The 15136-nt window shown below is 63.8% G+C and carries 13 protein-coding genes, 1 pseudogene and 1 riboswitch; of the genes and pseudogenes, 7 read left to right on the top strand and 7 right to left on the bottom strand.

Annotation, left to right across the window (positions count from 1 at the left end):
- From AC1DUU_RS08955 to thiB, 3 genes are all read right to left on the bottom strand, one after another.
- The coding region (locus AC1DUU_RS08955; protein WP_476783067.1) for a thiamine ABC transporter ATP-binding protein at positions 1-513 on the bottom strand (513 nt) is incomplete at its 3' end.
- On the bottom strand, positions 510-2126 hold the full coding sequence (thiP, locus tag AC1DUU_RS08950; RefSeq protein ID WP_476783066.1) for a thiamine/thiamine pyrophosphate ABC transporter permease: 1617 nt from the start codon (positions 2124-2126) through the stop codon (positions 510-512). The genes AC1DUU_RS08955 and thiP, both read right to left, overlap by 4 nt.
- 237 nt (positions 2127-2363) lie before the next feature.
- The gene (thiB, locus tag AC1DUU_RS08945) at positions 2364-3368 is read right to left on the bottom strand and encodes a thiamine ABC transporter substrate binding subunit (RefSeq protein ID WP_476783065.1); all 1005 of its coding nucleotides are present in this window, start codon (positions 3366-3368) and stop codon (positions 2364-2366) included.
- Positions 3369-3414: 46 nt separating this feature from the next.
- Positions 3415-3535, bottom strand: a riboswitch (TPP riboswitch).
- A 104-nt stretch (positions 3536-3639) separates the two neighbouring features.
- Between thiB and AC1DUU_RS08940 the strand changes: the two genes are divergently transcribed.
- The 4 genes from AC1DUU_RS08940 to AC1DUU_RS08925 all read left to right on the top strand — a co-directional run bounded on the left by AC1DUU_RS08940 (position 3640) and on the right by AC1DUU_RS08925 (position 6705).
- Complete coding sequence (locus AC1DUU_RS08940; RefSeq protein ID WP_476783064.1) at positions 3640-4284, top strand: thiamine diphosphokinase; 645 nt, start codon at positions 3640-3642, stop codon at positions 4282-4284.
- A gap of 2 nt (positions 4285-4286) precedes the next feature.
- Complete coding sequence (locus AC1DUU_RS08935) at positions 4287-6101, top strand: ABC-F family ATP-binding cassette domain-containing protein (protein ID WP_476783063.1); 1815 nt, start codon at positions 4287-4289, stop codon at positions 6099-6101.
- 71 nt (positions 6102-6172) lie between these two features.
- Positions 6173-6406 carry a type II toxin-antitoxin system CcdA family antitoxin gene (locus AC1DUU_RS08930; RefSeq protein WP_476783062.1) on the top strand — a complete coding sequence of 78 codons (234 nt, stop codon included), beginning with the start codon at positions 6173-6175 and terminating at the stop codon, positions 6404-6406.
- The gene (locus tag AC1DUU_RS08925; RefSeq protein WP_476783061.1) at positions 6406-6705 is read left to right on the top strand and encodes a CcdB family protein; all 300 of its coding nucleotides are present in this window, start codon (positions 6406-6408) and stop codon (positions 6703-6705) included. Before AC1DUU_RS08930 ends, AC1DUU_RS08925 begins: the two co-directional genes overlap by 1 nt.
- A 49-nt stretch (positions 6706-6754) precedes the next feature.
- Here the strand turns inward: AC1DUU_RS08925 and AC1DUU_RS08920 are convergent, their stop codons facing one another.
- Both AC1DUU_RS08920 and AC1DUU_RS08915 read right to left on the bottom strand, forming a co-directional pair.
- Complete coding sequence (locus tag AC1DUU_RS08920) at positions 6755-8278, bottom strand: hypothetical protein (RefSeq protein ID WP_476783060.1); 1524 nt, start codon at positions 8276-8278, stop codon at positions 6755-6757.
- Between the two features lie 75 nt (positions 8279-8353).
- Positions 8354-9652: an adenylosuccinate synthase gene (locus tag AC1DUU_RS08915; RefSeq protein WP_476783059.1), complete on the bottom strand. Its 1299-nt coding sequence runs from the start codon at positions 9650-9652 to the stop codon at positions 8354-8356.
- A 195-nt stretch (positions 9653-9847) separates the two neighbouring features.
- On the opposite strand from AC1DUU_RS08915, the gene AC1DUU_RS08910 reads away from it, so the two are divergent.
- From AC1DUU_RS08910 to AC1DUU_RS08900, 3 genes are all read left to right on the top strand, one after another.
- Positions 9848-10741 (top strand): DMT family transporter, encoded by an 894-nt coding sequence (locus tag AC1DUU_RS08910; RefSeq protein WP_476783058.1) that lies wholly within the window; start codon positions 9848-9850, stop codon positions 10739-10741.
- Between the two features lie 70 nt (positions 10742-10811).
- Positions 10812-12545, top strand: coding sequence for a SulP family inorganic anion transporter (locus tag AC1DUU_RS08905; RefSeq protein ID WP_476783057.1), 1734 nt, complete (start codon positions 10812-10814; stop codon positions 12543-12545).
- A 1-nt stretch (position 12546) separates the two neighbouring features.
- Positions 12547-13164: a ParB-like protein gene (locus AC1DUU_RS08900; protein WP_476783056.1), complete on the top strand. Its 618-nt coding sequence runs from the start codon at positions 12547-12549 to the stop codon at positions 13162-13164.
- A 64-nt stretch (positions 13165-13228) separates the two neighbouring features.
- On the opposite strand, the gene serA is transcribed toward AC1DUU_RS08900, so the two are convergent.
- Both serA and AC1DUU_RS08890 read right to left on the bottom strand, forming a co-directional pair.
- Positions 13229-14830 (bottom strand): phosphoglycerate dehydrogenase, encoded by a 1602-nt coding sequence (gene serA, locus AC1DUU_RS08895; RefSeq protein WP_476783055.1) that lies wholly within the window; start codon positions 14828-14830, stop codon positions 13229-13231.
- Between the two features lie 68 nt (positions 14831-14898).
- Positions 14899-15136 (bottom strand): annotated as a pseudogene (locus AC1DUU_RS08890) (phosphoserine transaminase); the annotation flags it as partial.

Below are 15136 nucleotides of genomic sequence, written 5' to 3'. Positions count from 1 at the left end.
ACGCAACGCTGGTCCAAGCGAGGCAAAGGGTTCATCCAGCAGGAGAATCGGGCGATCGCGCACCAGGACGCGTGCGAGCGCGACACGTTGGCGTTCGCCGCCAGACAGCTCACGCGGCAGGCGGTTTTCCATGCCGGCAAGGCCGACGCGCGCGAGCGCTGTCACGATATCCTGCCTGTCAGTGGCGCTCAGCCGCAGCGCCGGCGAACGCCCCAGACCAACATTCTTGGCAACGTCGAGATGGGCGAACAGATTGTTTTCCTGAAACACCATCGACACCGGCCGCTCGGCTGGGGGCGCCGAGGTCAGATCCGCACCGCCGATCAGAACGCGGCCTTCACGCGGCGTCTCGAAGCCGGCAACGAGATTGAGCAGTGTCGATTTGCCGGCACCGCTCGGCCCCATGATCGCGGTGATCTCGCCGGGCGCGAAGTCGACGTCAAAGCGCACCATGGTGTCGCTGTAGCTGAACACCACCTGGTCGAGGCGCACCGCCGCACGTGTCGAGGTCATTTCGAAGTCTCCCTGCCGAGGCGGTCGGCGAGCATCATCAAGGCAAGGCACAACAACCCAAGCATCAGCGCCAGCCCAGCCGCATCGTCGGTGCGGTAGCTGCCCATGCGGGCGAGCAGAAGATAAGGCAAGGTCTGCACCGCGTCGCTGCCGAACAGGGCAATCACGCCGAGATCGCCGAGCGACAGCGCCATGGCAAAAGCGAAGGCGGTTGCCAGCGGGCGACGTAGCACCGGCCAGTCGATCAGCCGCAACCTGCTCCAGCCTGATATGCCGAGCTGGGCGCACAGCCTTTCGTGGCGTTCGCTCGCGGCATCGTATGCAGGGCGGACTGCGCGGACGGCAAACGGCATCGCCATGACCGCATTGACGGTGACGACCATGAATGGCGCCAGTGCAAACACGTCGACCGTCTGCCGCACCAGCACGAACCAGCCAGCGCCGATGACGATCGGCGGCACCACCAGCACGAAACCAGCACCTGTATCGGTGAAGCGTTCGAGCAGCGATTTTTTGTCACCCCGTCTGCTGCCGGYCACTGCCCGGCGTGCCATCACCAGCGACAGGGCAAGTGCTGCGGCAAGCGTTGCCGACAGCGTGGCCAGCACGATACTGGTCAGCGTCGCGCGCTGCACCGATGCCTCGCCGGCGAGGCGGCCAAGGTCGGCTTTGAGCCCGGAGGCGACGGTCGCCAGCATCGGCCCGCCAACGAAGAGGAGGGCAATGAGGATCACCGCGACGTTGAGCGCCTTCTCGCCTGCCTTTGCCTGGATGTAGCTACGACGTGCCACCGGAAGGTTGGCGTCGCCGGTCGTGTTGGCGCCTAGCCGCATCAAGGCGAAGACCACAACGGCAGTGAGCGCGATTTGCAGCAAGGTGAGCGCGACAGCGCGGGCGGGGTCGAAGTCGAAGCGCAGCGCCTGGTAGATCGCCACTTCCAGCGTYGTTGCAGCTGGTCCGCCCCCGAGCGTGAGCACGATGGTGAAAGACGTGATGCACAGCATGAACACCAGCCCGGCGATGCCGGGCAGGGACGCGCGTATTGCCGGCCATTCGATGAGGCGGAAGCTTGCGCGCGAGCCCATGCCGAGCTGGCTCGCCAGCCGCCACTGGTCGGTCGGCACCGTTTGCAGCGCTTCCAGGATCAGCCGTGTCGCCAGCGGCAGGTTGAAGAAGACATGGGCAACGAGGATGCCCGACAGGCCGTAGATGCCGGGCCATGTTCCGCCGGTCAGCGCCACGAGCGGTTCGGCGAAATAGCCGGCGCGGCCATAGAGCGACAGGATGCCAAGCGCTGCGACGATGGCCGGCAGTGCCAGCGGCACGGCAAACAGGCGCAGGATCAGCCCACGGCCGGGAAATTGCGGGTGCCGCGACAAGGCGCGCGCTACGAGGATCGCGGGAGCGACCGATAGCAGCGTCGACAGCAGCGCCTGCCACAGCGTGAAGCGGGCGACACGGAAAAGATAACCGTCGAAGGCGGCGGCCGCACCTTCAGGGTTGCGCAGGGCTTCGATGCCAAGGCCGGCAAACGCCCCGCCGATCAGCACGCCGATGGCGGCGAGCGCTGCGATGCCAGCGGTGATGCGGTGGTCGCGACGGCTCATGGACATGCTGAGCCGGTCGGACGGATGGCAAACTGCGGAAGGTTGCGCTCCGCCCCGCCCCCCTCTGGCCTGCCGGCCATCTCCCCCTCAAGGGGGGAGATCAGCAGCTTCAACGCCCCTCTACTTTCGACAACATCTAACGTTGGCGAAGGCAGTGCCGCAGCCAATCTCCCCCCTTGAGGGGGAGATGGCCGGCAGGCCAGAGGGGGGTGTTCAAGCACAGCCATCGCAGGTCGATAGAACTTACTTGCTCATCACGCTGAGCCACTCATCAACCCAGGCCTTGCGGTTGGCAGCAACCTCGTCGGCGCTGAACAGCAGCGTCTTGGCCGGCTTCACCAGCCTGTCGAAGGCCGGGTCGAGCGGCTTGTCGGTCTTGCCGGCAGGCAGCATCCAGTTGGTCTCGGGCACCACGTCCTGGAAACCCGGGCTCGTCATGAAGGCCATGAACTTTTCCGCCAGCGGATTCTTGGCGCCTGTCGTGGTGATGCCGGCAACTTCGATCTGGAGATAGTGGCCTTCCTCGAAGGATGCCGCCTGGTAGCGCTCAGACTTGTCCGCGACCATGTGGTAGGCCGGCGAGGTGGTGTAGGACAGCACCATCGGCGCCTCGCCCTTGGTGAACAGGCCGTAGGCCTCGCTCCAGCTCGGCGTCACGGTCAGAACGCGACCCTTGAGCTTGGCCCAGGCTTCCGGCGCCTTGTCGCCATAGACCGACTTGACCCACAGCAGCAGGCCGAGGCCCGGCGTTGAGGTGCGCGGGTCCTGGATCGCGATCTTCTGCTCGGGGTCGCCCTCGACCAGTTCCTTCAGGCTCTTGGGTGGGTTCTTCAGCTTTTCGGTGTCGTAGACCACGGCGAAGTAGCCGTAGTCGTAAGGCACGAAAGTGTCGTCCTTCCAGTCGCCGGGAACCTTGACGTCTTCGCCGGCAGCGCCATGCGGGGTAAACAGGCCGGTCGCCTTGGCCTCGGCGGTCAGGTTGGTGTCGAGGCCGAGCACGATGTCGGCCTTGGTCGAGGCGCCTTCGAGTTTCACACGATTGAGCAGGGCCACACCATCAGCAACCGAAACGAAGTCTACTTCGCAGCCGCATTCGGCCTCGAAGGCCTTCTTGACCTGCGGGCCGGGACCCCACTCCGAAGTGAAGCTTTCATAGGTGTAGACGGTAAGTTTGCCTTCGGCGGCGGCCGGAAAGGCTGCGGCGGCAAGCGCCAGGGCCGAGGTCAAGGACAGCAAGATCGTGCGCATCGGCGCGCCTCCTTTATTGGTGTTGAAAGGGAATTTGAAGCGCCGGGCGTCCGAAGCATCTAATCCCTCCGCCGGTACAAACCGGATCAGGTTCAGCGGGTTGGCTGGATTTCCCCATGCCTCTCAGCCGACGCGTGTGAACACGTCAGGCACCCCGTTAGAGCGGTTCAACAAATAGGGCCGTGCCGCAGGCCACGCAAGCGGTAGTTTGCCGGCCACGAACCAACGTCGCGGCCTTCCGTTTCGGCCGCCGGACTGGTAATGCGCTGCCATGACCCGGTTCACCATACTCCTTGGCGGCGAGCTTTTGCGCACGCCGCTCGTCGACCGTCAGGTCGCGGGCAGCCGTGTTATCGCGGCCGATGCCGGCATTCGCCACGCCACCACCCTGGAACTGATGCCGGAGCTGTGGCTCGGCGATTTCGATTCCGTGCCGGCTGACGTCGATCCGCGCTTTGCCGACCTGCCGCGCGAGACGTTTCCTGAGGAAAAGGACAAGACCGACGGCGAACTCGCTATCGCGGCGGCACTCCAGCGCGGCGCGACCTCGCTGGTGCTCGTCGGTGCCTTCGGCGGCCCGCGCGCCGACCATGCCTTTCTCCACCTCGCTCTGGCGCTGCGGCTTGCCGAGGCTGGCACCGAGGTGATCCTGACCAGCGGGCGCCAGGAGGCGCATCCGCTTTTGCCGGGCACGATGAGCTTCGACTATGACGACGGCACGTTGTTTTCCGTACTTGCTTTTTCCGAACTGTCTGGCCTGTCCGAAGAGGGCGCCAAATGGCCGCTCAACGGCGTCGACGTGCCGTTCGGCTCATCGCTGACACTCTCCAACGAAGTGCGGGGCACCTTGCGTGTTTCGCTCGGTAGCGGCCGCGCGCTGCTTCTCGCCCATCCCTTTCCTGCCTTGGAATTCTGAACATGGCGCCACCGCTTCTCAATCTTGACGGCATCCGTCTGACTTTCGGTGGCACGCCGCTGCTTGATGGCGCATCGMTGTCGGCGGCTTCGGGCGACAAGATCGCTTTGGTCGGGCGCAACGGGTCGGGCAAGTCGACGCTGCTCAAGATCGCTGCCGGGCTGGTCGAACCGCAGGATGGCGTGGTGTTCCGCCAGCCGTCGGCGACGATCCGCTACCTGCCGCAGATGCCCGACATGGATGGCTTCGCTTCGGTGCGCGCCTATGTCGAGGCTGGTCTCGGACCCGCAGATGACCCGCACCGCGCCACCTATCTGCTCGACCATCTTGGCCTCACCGGCGAAGAGTCTCCGGCCGACCTGTCGGGCGGCGAGGCGCGGCGTGCCGCCCTTGCCCGCGTCATGGCGCCCGAGCCCGACATCATGCTGCTCGACGAGCCGACCAACCATCTCGACCTTGCCGTTATCGAGTGGCTGGAGGAAGAACTGATCCGCACCTCATCAGCGCTGATCGTCATTTCGCACGACAGGCGTTTTCTCGAGCGCGTCAGCCGCAACACGGTTTGGCTCGATCGCGGCCAGACGCGCCGGCTCGACCGTGGCTTTGCCCATTTCGAGGAATGGCGCGACCAGATTCTCGAGGAGGAAGAGCGCGACCAACACAAGCTCGGCCGCCAGATCGTGCGCGAAGAGCACTGGCTGCGCTATGGCGTGACGGCGCGGCGCAAGCGAAACATGCGCCGGCTCGGTGAGCTGCAGACGATGCGCCAGAGCTTCCGGGGCCATCGCGGTGCCGAAGGCGTGGCGACGATGGTGGCGAGTGAGGCGGCCGAATCCGGCAAGCTGATCATCGAGGCCAAGAACATCGACAAGGCTTTCGGCGACCTCGTTGTGGTCAAGGACTTTTCCACCCGCATCCAGCGCGGCGACCGTGTCGGCCTGGTTGGGCCGAATGGCGCCGGCAAGACGACGCTGCTCAAGATGCTGACCGGCGAGCTTGAGCCCGACGCCGGCACGATCCGGCTCGGCGTTAATCTTGAGATCGCCACCCTCGACCAAAAGCGCGAGGCTGTCGATCCGCACGAGACACTGTCGAGCTACCTGACCGACGGGCGCGGCGAAAACCTTGTCATCAATGGCGAGCAGCGCCACGTCGTCTCCTACATGAAGGACTTCCTGTTCAAGCCGGAGCAGGCGCGCACGCCGGTGCGCGAGCTCTCGGGCGGCGAACGCGCCCGGCTGATCCTGGCGCGTGTTCTGGCACGCCCGGCCAATCTGCTGGTGCTCGACGAACCGACCAACGATCTCGACATGGAGACGCTGGAATTGCTGCAGGAACTGGTCGCCGGTTTTGCCGGTACCGTCATCCTCGTCAGCCACGATCGCGACTTCCTCGACCGTACGGTGACCAGCATCATCGCGCCCGACGTCGAAGGCCGCTGGATCGAATATGCCGGTGGTTATGCCGACATGCTGGCCCAGCGCGGCGGCACCAAGCTTGAGGACCGGAAATCGCGCAAAGCCGCCAACGGCCAGGCGTCAGGTGGCCGCGGCGAGCCCGAAGCGCCGAAGGCAGCATCGAAGAAGCTGTCGTTCAAGCAGAAATTCGCGCTCGAAAACCTGCCCAAGAAGATGGAAGCGGTGACAGCTTCGATCTCGCGGCTGGAAAACCAGATCGCCGATCCGGCCTTCTACGAGCGCGACCCGCATGGCTTCCAGAAGACCATCGCTGCCCTCGACAAGGAACGCGAGACGCTGACTGCGCTTGAAGAAGAATGGTTCGAGCTGGAGATGCTGCGCGAAGAACTCGAGGGGTAGGCAAGCAGTTGCATATCCATATCTATGCGCATATATTGTGCGCATAGATATGGAGGGCGACAATGTCCCGCTTGGCTAATCCTGTGGTTCGAAAGCCTACGAATCTTTCACTCGATGCGCAGCTCGTCGCAGATGCAAAGAGCCTTGACATCAACATCTCGCGCCTCGCCGAAGAAAGCATCGCGAGAGCTGTGGCTGACGAGAAGACGCGGCGCTGGAAGATCGAGAATCGCGACGCTATTGAAAGCCTGAACAAATATGTCGAGGAACACGGGCTACCGCTGGAAGAGTTCCGGCAGTTCTGATGGCGCGGTTCGACATTTTTATGAGCCCGACTGGCGTCGGCTATCTACTTGATGTCCAAGCCGATTTGCTGGACGGGTTCAGGACACGGGTCGTAGTGCCGCTTTTGCCCAAGACCGAAAAACTGAACCTTGTACGCAGGCTCAACCCGGTCTTCGTGATCGACGGCAAACACTATGTGATGTTCACCCACCTGATTGCGACCGTACCGGTCGCGCGGCTTGGCGAGGTGAGATCCAATCTGCTCGCCAGTCACGACAAGATCACCGACGCCCTGGACATGCTGTTCCAAGGCTTCTGACGCGGACGTTCGTCCGCGTCAGCCAGATCATTGGTGTGATGCGAGAGACTTATCCCGCAGCCTTGGCCTGCCAGGCCTTCATCGCTTCTTCGAACACCCTGTCGCCCGGAATACCCTTTTCCAGGGTGAACAGCGCGCGGCGGCCGGATTTGTAGACCACCGGAACGTCGATCCAGCCCTGGCGGCGCAAAAGATTCAGGTTGGCGTCRACCTCGGGCTTGTTGTCGTTGAGCGCGACGAGGAAGAAACCGTCGGCGATCTTGGCCGGAATGCCAAGCAGCGAATTGCCGGCGTCCTGCTCGGAGCTCTTCATCGCCACCCRCAGGATGTTTTCGATGCCGCCGCCCTCGAAGCCGTCAGGCGTCAGGAAGATCATCTCGAGGATATGGCTCGCCGGCAGCGTCTTGTCGGCGTTGCGGCGGATCGTCATGCGCAGCTGGATGTCCTTGCCGGGAATGGTCGCCTCGGCACGGATCGCCGGTTCCGGCGGCAGGTCGCCGCCTGGCGATTCCTGCACCACTGTCCAGACCACGGAGCCGGATTCAGCCGAGCCTTGCGCTACATTGGTGCGCTCTTCGTAGAAGATCGCCTTCTGGCCGACGGCCACCTGTGCGTTTGCAGCAGGCGGTGTCGTCGTCGCCGCGCCACCCCCGGCAGGTGCTGCTGGGGTCGTTGCTGGTGCGGGCTCGGGCGTGGCCGGCGGTGTCGCGGGGGGCGGCTGGGTAAGGGCGGCGACGGAGGTGCCTTCGCCGACACCGTTGGTGCCGCTTGCCGGACCCGGATCGACTTCCTTGCCATCGGCCGTCATGCGCTGGGTGAACTTGCCCGGCTCGCCATTGGCCGGCGCCTGGGCTGCCTGGCCGCCATTGGCGGGCGGCGGCGTTGCTGCTTCACTTGCCGGCGGTGCGGTCTCGGCAGGCTTGTCGGCGCTGGAACCCGAAAAGGCGGCGCGGTTCGCCCACAGGCCATAGCCACCGGCACCGACAACCGCAACCGCAAGGGCAGCGGCGATGAGGCCGCCGCTGATGCGCTTGCGCGGGCGCTGCCGGGTGTTCTGGAACGGATCGACGTCATCGCTGGCAGTTTCTGCCGCACGGTCGTCGTCGCCAGCTACCGCTACGTCCTCGTCCTGATCATGGCTTGTTGCCGAAAAGTCAGGCAGCGGCTCACGCGCTTGCGGTACGTATGCCGGGGCAGAGGGGCCCGGAATAGGGGCGGCGGCAGGCGGCGGCGCTGCCGGGGTCACCGGGCGGCGAACTTCCGGCTCGGGCAGCGGACGGCTATAGGTCGGCTGGTCCTTGTTGCGAGCGATCGACGTAAAGACGTTTTCGAGCTCTGCCAGCGGATCGTCTTCCACCGGCTTTGCGCTGAATTCCGCTTCGACGGTCGCGATGGCGTCCTCGAGCGATTTCGTCTGGCGTTCGGCGACAGCTGCGGGCGGCTGCGGATTGAGGGCGGCGAGCTTGGCCGCGATGGTGCTGCGGGCCTTGTCGTAAACCCGCGCGCGCATCGCCGGCGTGGTGTCGCCCATGCCATCCAGCGTCTTCTTCAGAACCGCTACGAAGTCTGCCATTCTCTCGTCGACCTATCTCTTCTTCTGGGCCGCGCCGCGTCCGGCGGCAAATCAGCCGCCGGGAAGGAGCCAAAACTAGTCTTCAAACGGGTCGGTCACAAGTATGGTGTCGTCCCGCTCGGGGCTGGTGGAAAGCATGGCCACCGGCGCACCGATCAGTTCTTCGATGTAGCGCACATACTTGACTGCCTGGGCAGGCAAGTCATTCCAGCTGCGTGCGCCGGCTGTGGTGCCTTTCCAGCCTTCAAGCGTCACGTAGACCGGCTCGACACGGGCCTGTGCGCCTTGGCTCGCCGGCAAATAGTCGATCAGCTCGCCGTCGAGCATGTAGCCGGTGCAGACCTTGATCTCTTCGAGGCCGTCGAGAACGTCGAGCTTGGTCAGCGCGATGCCCTTGATGCCGTTGACGGCAACAGCCTGGCGCACCAGCACGGCGTCGAACCAGCCGCAGCGGCGCTTGCGCCCGGTCACCACGCCGAACTCATGGCCGCGGGTGCCGAGGAACTCGCCGACTTCGTTCTGCTGCTCTGTCGGGAATGGACCTTCGCCGACGCGCGTCGTGTAGGCCTTGGTGATGCCGAGCACGTAGTTGATTGCGCCCGGACCAACGCCCGAACCGGCAGCAGCCTGGCCGGCAACCGTGTTGGAGGAGGTCACGAAGGGATAGGTGCCGTGGTCGATGTCGAGCAACGTGCCCTGCGCGCCTTCGAAAAGGATGCGCTCGCCGGCACGGCGCTTGTCGTCCAGCACCTTCCAGACGCGGTCCATGTAAGGCAGGATCTCGCCGGCAACCGATGTCAGCTCGGTCATGATGGCTTCGTGCGTCACCTCGGGGTGGCCGAGCCCGCGACGCATCGCGTTGTGGTGCGTCAGCAACCGGTCGACCTTCTGGGGCAGGGTATCCAAATCCGCCAAATCCATCACCCGAACAGCGCGGCGGCCCACCTTGTCTTCATAGGCGGGGCCGATGCCGCGACGAGTCGTGCCAATCTTCGTCCCCGAATTGGAGGCGGCGTCCTCGCGGAAACCATCCAGCTCACGGTGCAGCGACAGGATAAGCGCTGTGTTTTCGGCTATTTTCAGGCGATCCGGGCCGATTTCGACGCCCTGGGCGCGGATTTTGGCCAGTTCAGCGACAAAGGCATGCGGGTCGAAGACCACGCCATTGCCGATGATCGACAGCTTGCCTTCGCGCACAACGCCGGAGGGCAGCAGCGACAGCTTGTAGACCACACCGTCGACCACCAGCGTGTGACCGGCATTGTGCCCGCCCTGGAACCGCACCACCACATCGGCGCGCTCCGACAGCCAGTCCACGATCTTGCCCTTGCCTTCATCGCCCCACTGGGAACCGACGACCACCACATTGGCCATGATATTTTCCTTCCGACATCGCGGGCCGGGCCGCGAACAGTGCAAAATGACAGGCCTCTATAACGCCAAGCAATTGGATGTGCGACCTTTCTTTGCCGTCCGAGGCACAACAAATTCCACCTTTCGGCGCATTTACTTGTCTGGACCCAGCACCTAGGCCGGCATGTAACCTGTCGCCAGCGAAAGTCCGGTCGCATGAATCGAAAAGCCTATGTCCTGCTGTTGCTGACCACCCTGTTTTGGGGCGGCAACGCGGTGGCGGGCAAGCTCGCTGTCGGCCATGCTTCGCCGATGTTGCTGACGTCGTTGCGCTGGGCGTTCGCCGCCGCAATCCTCGGCGCTATCGGCTGGCCTCAGTTGCGGAATGACTGGCCGGTCGTGCGCAAGCATATCTGGTTGCTGGTCGCTTTGGGCGGTTTCGGCTTCACGGCGTTCAACGCGGCACTTTATTCGGCGCTGAACTTCACCTCGGCAATCAACGCCAGCATCGAGCAGGCGGGCATGCCGATGGTCATCTTCGCAGCCAATTTCCTCCTGTTTCGCATGCGCGTCACTTTTGGCCAGATCATCGGCTTCCTGCTGTCGCTCACCGGTATCGCGCTTACGGCCGGCCATGGCGACCTGAGGACGCTGGTGGCGCTCGACATGAATTTCGGCGACGCGCTGATGCTGATCGCGGTGCTGGTCTACAGCGCCTACACGGTGGCGCTGCGCTTCAAACCCGACATCCATTGGCTAAGCCTGATGATCGTGATGACTTCAGCCGCCTTCGTCACCTCGATCCCGTTTGTCGTTTGGGAAATCGTCACAGGCCGCGTGGTCGTTCCGGACGCCCTGGGTTGGGCGATCACTGTCTATATGGTGTTGTTTCCGTCGATCCTGGCGCAGATCTTCTACATCAGGGGCGTCGAGCTGATCGGTGCAAACCGTGCGGGCCTGTTCATCAACATGGTGCCGATTTTCGGAACGCTGCTGTCGGTGATGATCATCGGCGAGGCCTTCCAGGCCTATCATGCAGTGGCCATCGTGCTTGTGCTCGGCGGCATCTGGCTTGCGGAGCACAGTGGGCGCAAGATGGCGCAACCTTGACGGGAACGCGAGGCCGACACCCAGCGTTGAAATAGGCCGCCGCTGAAAGGCATTGGCGGCGGGTGCGAATATGGGCGAGGCGCGCATGCGAGGTTTGCGAACGGGGCTGTTGCATGCAAGGCCGCGTGTTCTCTTCGRCGCCCTGCAAGGCTGGAGCCGAGCAGATCTTGGCGGCGACATGGCCGCGGGATTGACGCTTGCGGCCATCGCCATTCCCGAGCAGATGGCGACCGCGCGGCTTGGCGAATTCTCGCCCGAGATCGGCTTTTTCGCCTTCATCGCCGGCGCTGTGGCATTCGCCGCTTTCGGTGGCAGCCGCTACCTCTCGGCGGGTGCGGACTCCACGATTACCCCGATCTTCGCCGGCGGACTGGCGCTGGTCGCGACGTCAGGCTCGCCGCAATATGCCAGCCTTGCCGCCATGCTGGCGCTGATGGTTGGGGCGATTGTCATTGCCGGCGGACTGCTGCGGCTCGGCTGGATCGCCGACCTGTTGTCCGTGCCGGTCACCGCCGGTTTCCTGGCCGGCATCTCGATCCACATCATCATTTCGCAATTGCCCGAACTGCTTGGTCTGCCATCCGGCAGCGGCGATGTCTTTCACAGGCTGGCAGCGGTCTACGCAGCTCTCGGCCAAGTCAATCTGCTCAGCCTGGCGCTTGGTGTCGGCGTGTTCCTTATGGTGTTTGTCGGCGAGCGCATCAGTCCCCGCATCCCGGGCGCGCTGATCGCGTTGGCACTGGCGACGTTGGCTGTGACCCTGTTTGGCCTTCAGCAACATGGTGTTGCCGTTTTGGGCGTTTTGCCCGACGCCCTGCCCAAGCTTGCGATACCCAGCGTGGCACTTGAGGATATGCGCACTCTGGTGCCGATGGCCCTGCTGATCTCGCTGGTCATCATGGTGCAGACGGCCGCCACCACGCGTTCATTCGCCGGCAGGGAGGGTGTGGGGCCGGACGTGAACCGCGATTTCGTCGGCATCGGCGCCGGCAGTCTGGTGGCCGGCCTGTTCGGAGCCTTTCCTGTCAATTCCAGCCCGCCACGCACCGCCATCGTTGCCGAAACCGGCGGACGCTCGCAGCTGGCCGGACTGTTCGCTGCTGCCATCGTCCTGCTGTTGCAGTTGTTTGGCACAAAATTGCTCACCAACGTGCCCCAGGCGACACTGGCCGGCATCCTGATGTTCATCGCGCTGCGCATCCTGCGCTGGCCGACCTTCGTCTCGACCTTCCGCCAGGCGCCGGTGGAGTTCGCGCTCATTGTCATCACCGCTCTCGCTATCGTTGCCTTGCCCATCGAGATCGGCGTGGCCACCGGTATCGGCCTGTCGCTGCTGCATGGCCTATGGGGCATGACCCAGGCTCGGGCGATCGAATTCGAGCGTGTGCCCGGCACCTCGATCTGGTGGCCGCCGGCGGATGGCAGCGAGGGCGAGCGCATCGACGGCGTGCTGGTCGTTGCGTTCCAGGCGCCGCTGTCCTTCGTCAATGCCGAACGCTTCAAACGTGGCATCGAGGCGATGGTCTCGACGCGACCCGGGTCGCTGGAACACGTCGTGTTGGAAGCAAACAACGTCACCGACATCGACTACACCGCAGCAGCCGCACTGTCCGACGTGATCGCCTTTTGCCACGATGTCGGCCTGACCTTCTCCATCGCCCGGCTGGAATCGGTACGGGCGCAATCCGCGCTTGCGCGTTTCGGCATAACCGCAGCTTTGGGCCCGAACCGGATTTTCCGCAGCGTCGACAACGCGATAGCAGCACTCGGCACGGAGGCTGCACCGGTCAAAGGGAGCAACTGACATGGCAAACGAAACCAAACCGACGCTACAGCCGGTTCTGGTCGATGATCTGCGCCCCACCCAGATGACGGTCGGTCTGCGCGAAGTGGCGGTGAAGCGGAGCGCATTGCGCGCGCTGCCATCAGCCAAGGCTGGTGCCTTCCTCGGCCATCACTTCATTCCCGTGGTTTTTGGACCGAAAGGTCGCTACCACATCGTCGACCATCATCATCTTGCGCGAGCCTTGTACGAGGAGGGGCTGCGGGAGGTTTTTGTCAACGTCATCAGCGACCTCTCGCGGCTCGACAAGGAGGCGTTTTGGGTCGTGCTCGATAACCGCGCCTGGATGCATCCTTTCGATGCATCGGGCAAAAGGCGGGCTTATGCCGATATCCCGAAGTCAGTCGACAAGCTCATCGACGACCCCTATCGCAGCCTCGCTGGCGAGGTCAGGCGGCTGGGTGGCTATGCCAAGGACACCACGCCCTTCGCAGAGTTCCTGTGGGCCGACTTCTTCCGTCGGCGGGTTCCCGTGGCGCTTCTCAATGACAATTTCGACAAGGCATCGCAGCAGGCCTTGCAACTGGGCAGGCAAGCGGAGGCAAGCTACCTCCCAGGCTGGAGCGGGCCGGACGCTTGAAGAGTGTTCTCCAAAGAAAAAGGCGCGGAACAAGTCCGCGCCCTTCAGCCTTGGGAGGCGGTTCTTAGAACCCGTTGATGTCGAACTGCAGGCGCCTGGCCGAGTCGATGGACTTATGGTCGCGTACCTTGGCGAGCACGTCTTCGGGGAAGGGCGCGTCGAGATAAAGCAGTGCGATGGCATCGCCGCCCGGCCGGTCGCGACCGAGCTGGAAGTTGGCGATGTTGACGCCGTTTTCGCCGCACACAGTACCAAGCAGGCCGATGATGCCCGGCGCGTCGGCATTGGTGGTGTAGAGCATGTGCTGGCCGACCTCGGCGTCGAGATTGATGCCCTTGATCTGGATGAAGCGCGGCTTGCCGTCGGAGAAGCAGGTGCCGGCGATCGAGCGCGTCATGTGCTCGGTCTTGACCGTCAGCTTGATGTAGCCGTCGAAGACACCCGACTTGTCGCGCTTGACCTCGGCAACGATGATGCCGCGCTCCTTCACCATGATCGGCGCCGACACCATGTTGACGTCGGAGACCTGCGGCCGGATCAGGCCGGCAAGGGCAGCACTGATCAGCGCCCTGGTGTTCATCTGCGCGATCTGGCCGTCGAACAAAATCTCGACCTCGGTGATCGGGTCTTCCGTTACCTGGCCGACAAAGGCGCCGAGCACTTCGGCGAGCTTGACGAACGGCTTGAGCCGCGGCGCTTCCTCGGCGGTGATCGAGGGCATGTTGATGGCGTTGGAGACCGCGCCCTTGACCAGATAGTCGGCCATCTGCTCGGCGACCTGAAGGGCGACGTTTTCTTGCGCTTCCGAAGTCGAGGCGCCGAGATGCGGCGTGCACACGACGTTGTCCATGCCAAACAGCTCGTTGCTCTCGGCTGGCTCGACCTCGAACACGTCGATGCCGGCACCGGCCACCTTGCCGCTCTTCAAACCGGCGATGAGGTCCTTCTCGACGATGAGACCACCACGGGCGCAGTTGATGATGCGCACGCCTGATTTCATCTTGGCGATGGCCTCGGCATTGATGATGTTGCGCGTCTTGTCGGTCAGCGGCGTATGCAGCGTGATGAAGTCGGCGCGGGCGAACAACTCGTCGAGCTCAACCTTCTCGACGCCCAGTTCCTCGGCGCGATGCTCGGAGAGGAACGGATCGAAAGCGACGACATGCATCTTGAGGCCGACCGCGCGGGTGGCGACGATCGAACCGATGTTGCCGCAGCCGATCAGGCCGAGCGTCTTGCCGGTGATCTCGACGCCCATGAAGCGGTTCTTTTCCCACTTGCCGGCATGCGTCGAGGCGTTGGCCTCAGGAAGCTGGCGGGCAACGGCAAACATCAGCGCAATCGCGTGCTCGGCGGTGGTGATCGAATTGCCGAAGGGCGTGTTCATGACGATGATACCGCGCCGCGAGGCGGCGGGAATGTCGACATTGTCGACGCCGATGCCGGCACGACCGATGACCTTGAGGTTGGTCGCAGCCGCGATCAGCTTTTCGGTGACCTTGGTCGCCGAGCGGATGGCAAGGCCGTCATACTGGCCGATGACTTCGAGCAGCTTTTCCTTGTCCTTGCCGAGGTCGGGCAGATAGTCGACCTCGACGCCACGATCCTTGAAGATCTGGACGGCGGTGGTGGAGAGTTTGTCGGATACGAGAACGCGGGGCGCCATAGCTGCCTCCTTGAAGAGTGATCAAACTGTTCGGGGAAAGGGCGGCCCGGAGGCCGCCGCAGGTCAGGTCAGGCCGCAGCCTTGAGCGCTGCCTTCTGATTGGCGAAGGCCCAGTCGAGCCATGGCATCAGGGCAACAAGGTCCGAGGTCTCGACGGTGGCACCGGCCCAGATGCGCAGACCGGGAGGTGCGTCGCGGTAAGCGCCGATGTCGAAGGCAACGCCTTCCTTTTCGAGTGCTGAAACCATGCCCTTGGCGAATGCCGCCTGGCCGTCCTGGTCCAGGCCGGCGACATCAGGATCGACG

The sequence above is a fragment of the Aminobacter sp. P4_H6_2 genome (genome assembly GCF_056400805.1).
This window is presented reverse-complemented; position numbering and strand designations above follow the sequence as displayed.

What these genes read in the sequence shown, in the direction of transcription:
- thiB (WP_476783065.1), bottom strand. Translation starts at nt 3,368, where the DNA reads ATGCGCACGATCTTGCTGTCCTTGACCTCGGCCCTGGCGCTTGCCGCC.
- AC1DUU_RS08940 (WP_476783064.1), top strand. Translation starts at nt 3,640, where the DNA reads ATGACCCGGTTCACCATACTCCTTGGCGGCGAGCTTTTGCGCACGCCG.
- AC1DUU_RS08925 (WP_476783061.1), top strand. Translation starts at nt 6,406, where the DNA reads ATGGCGCGGTTCGACATTTTTATGAGCCCGACTGGCGTCGGCTATCTA.
- AC1DUU_RS08915 (WP_476783059.1), bottom strand. Translation starts at nt 9,652, where the DNA reads ATGGCCAATGTGGTGGTCGTCGGTTCCCAGTGGGGCGATGAAGGCAAG.
- AC1DUU_RS08910 (WP_476783058.1), top strand. Translation starts at nt 9,848, where the DNA reads ATGAATCGAAAAGCCTATGTCCTGCTGTTGCTGACCACCCTGTTTTGG.
- AC1DUU_RS08900 (WP_476783056.1), top strand. Translation starts at nt 12,547, where the DNA reads ATGGCAAACGAAACCAAACCGACGCTACAGCCGGTTCTGGTCGATGAT.
- serA (WP_476783055.1), bottom strand. Translation starts at nt 14,830, where the DNA reads ATGGCGCCCCGCGTTCTCGTATCCGACAAACTCTCCACCACCGCCGTC.